1 protein-coding gene is annotated in these 3,051 nt (G+C 61.8%); it reads right to left on the bottom strand.

What is annotated here, in order from left to right; all coding sequences use genetic code 11:
- On the bottom strand, positions 1–3,051 hold a 3,051-nt coding region (locus DBR24_RS15650), incomplete at both ends, for a YhdP family protein (RefSeq protein ID WP_256591535.1).

A 3,051-nucleotide genomic window follows, 5' to 3' on the forward strand; every position in this document is an offset into this window, starting at 1 on the left:
TCGCCAGCCACGCCGGCGAGCCCGGCCAGCGGCCGTCGACGTCCATCCGGAATTCCTCGCTGGTCACACTCGGGGCAAAGCCCCAGCCTTTGAGGACATCGGCCAGGTTCTTGCCAGCGATCCGCCCCTTGAACCAACTGTTGGTCGCCCCCGGCGCACCTTCCCAGCCACCGTTCCCCTGCAACAGGATGCCTTTGAGGCCCATATCGAGGCTGTTCAGGGCGATGCCTTTGGCGGTCGGTCGCACCTTGAGCGACCATCCGCCAACCAGATCCTGGCCGAGAAACAATTGATTGATGGTGATATCCAGCGCGGGGATTTTCGTCGGGTCGACCGAGACCAATGGATCGGGCGAGTTCTCATCGGCCTGGACCGACGGGTCTGGTGCCGGCAAGCGGACGTATTGCAGATTCACCGTAATCGGCGTGCTCTTGGCATCCGGCAAGCTCGCCCAGCCTTTGGCCTGCTGGCTGTCCAGTGCCAGGTTCCACGTACTCGGCTTGCGGTTCACCTGGACCGAGGCCTGGTCAAGTGTGGTGCCGAACGCCGTGAGCTTGCCGATCTTGAAATCGGCACTGTTCAACAGTTGCTTGGCACTGCCACCCGGGTCCTGACCGGCGTATTTGTTGACCAGATCCTGCCACGGCGCCACGTCCAGCTCCGACAGCACACCGCGAATGCGCAAGCCTTTGGCGCCCGGCAGCACGGCTTCGCCGGCACCGAGGAACAGTTCGCCACGTCCGTCGGCAAAACTGCCTGGTGGTGCCGCGAAGGTAAAATTGGCCAGTTGATCGTAGTTGACCCAATAACGTCGCTCCTGCCCTTGCAGGGTCATACGGAACACCGTGCTGCGTCCGACATCCGCCGCCATGCCGAACGGTGCCGGCAGATCCACCGCCACGCCCTTCATGCTGGAGCTGACCAACAACTGACTGTCGGCACCGTCCAGATTCAATTGCAACTGGTACGGGATCGTCCCGGACACCGGCAGCGGTTGCGTCACGCCCAGCCAGTCGGTGAGTTTCTTGACTTCGACCTGCCCCGACGCGGCCACCCGGGTCTTGAGTTTTTTGGCGCTGCCGTCGGCAAAAATCTGCGCCGTGACAGGCTTGTCGAACGCGCGCGCCGCGATGTTCTGCCCGCTGAGGCCTTTGCCGCTGTCGAAACGGAAGTCACCTTTGAGCTGCGTCAGTTCCAGCTTCGGCTCTGCCAGCTGCAACCGTGCATTGGCGGTCTTGAAGTCGACCAGAATCTTCGGCTGATCGCCGCCCTTGTCCAGCGGCACGTCCAGCTTGAGCTTGCCCTGCAGATCGCCGGCGCCTTCCCAGCCGGCGAAGGTTTCGCCCGTACCGATCGGCGCCTCTTGAAGAATTTTCAAGCCATCGCCCAGGCCACCGGCAAAAGCCCCGTCGAGAAACAGATGGGTATGTTGGCCGGCAGGCACATGGGGAATATTGACGAACACATCACTGACCTGGGTATCGAGCAACTGGCCCTTGTCGGCCCAGATGCGCACACCACTGTCTTCGATGAACACGTCGCCACTGACGTTGTTCACGTGAGGCCAGCCCGGCTGGAAGGCCAGTTCGGCGTCATGCACCTTGAAGAACAGGCTGATACTGCGATCCGCATCGCGCGCGTCCTTGTTCAGCGAGCCTTGATACTGGAAGAAGCCCTGATCCACTGCGCCTTTGAGAATGGCGGTGCGCAGCCATTCATCCAGCGCCGGGCTCAAGACCTTGGGCAGATACTTGGCAGTGTAGCGACCATCGCCCTCGACCAGCCCGACCCGCAGGTCCATGTAGTCTTCCTGGCTATGGTCGAAGTGCAGGCGAATCAGGAAGTCGCCGGCAATCTTGCCCTCTTCGCCGAGCACCTTCAGGTACGGTGCGATCAGGGTGAAGCCGTCTTTATCGAGTTTCCAGGTCAGCCGCGCATTGGCCTGCAGATACTGCCAGGGCTTGGCGAAGATCGGATCAAGGTGCAGGACGAAATCCTTGCTGTCCATGCGCAACTCGCCACCGTCGAGGTTACCGCTGAGACTGCCACTGACATTACGGGCGGCCGGCGCACCGTGATAGGCATCGAAACCGACGCTATCGAGATTGGCAGCGAAGCTGAACTTGCTGCCATCGGTGGCGTTGGGTCGGAAATCCAGCAACACATTACGCAGGCCGCCGGTGACGTTGAGGTGATCGACCACGGTGGCGAAACCTTGCGGCAATGGCCCCAGGGCGTTGAGCAACGGGGTGATCGGGGTCAGGTCGAGGCGATCGGCCTGCAGATGCCAAAGCTCTTCAACCTTGTCACTCGCACGGGTCTGCTGCAGCTGCACGCGCGATTCCCAGCGGGTTTCGCCAATACTCATCGCCAGTGAATCGAGGGTGACCGTCGCACCTTCGGCGCTGTTACGGTAGTAAGCGTTGAGCGCCAGATTGTGTATCTGAATCGGTTTGCGCTCGGCATAGGCACCGGTCAGTTGTGGCGCGTTCAAGCGCAGCGAGGCACTTTGCAGGGCGCCCTCGGCCCAGTTGAACCAGAGCTCGCCACCGGCCTTGAGCTCGGCGAAATGCCATTGCCGGGTCAAGCGCTCGGGCAACCACTTCGCCCAGTCGCTTTGCGGCAGGCTGGCATAGCCGTCCACCACACTGTCCTGCCATTGATCAGGGCGAATCCGCGTACGCAGGCTCAGCGCAACGGGCTGGCCATCCGGCAGGGTCAAACGCGCATCGAGGCGTTGCCGACTGGCGCCGGTTTTCAGGTTGAGGCCGACATAGGTCAGCGTCATTGGCGCGTGATCCTGCGGCTGCAAGGTCACCTGACTGTCGAGCACCGACAGTTGCTGGATCATTTGCGAGCGGTTGAACAGTTGCTGCGGATCGAGCGGCTGATCGTTCTGCACCGGCAGACCTTCCAGCGCCCAACTGCCGTCCGCCGCTTCCTTGAGGCTGATCTTCAGACCGTTGAGTTCCAGATGAGCGATGCGCACTTCGCGGGCCAACAGGCTGGCCCACAGATCCGGTACGGCACGCACCCGATCCAGGCGCAGAG

The sequence above is a fragment of the Pseudomonas sp. HMWF006 genome (assembly GCF_003061205.1).
Lineage (GTDB): Bacteria > Pseudomonadota > Gammaproteobacteria > Pseudomonadales > Pseudomonadaceae > Aquipseudomonas > Aquipseudomonas monsensis.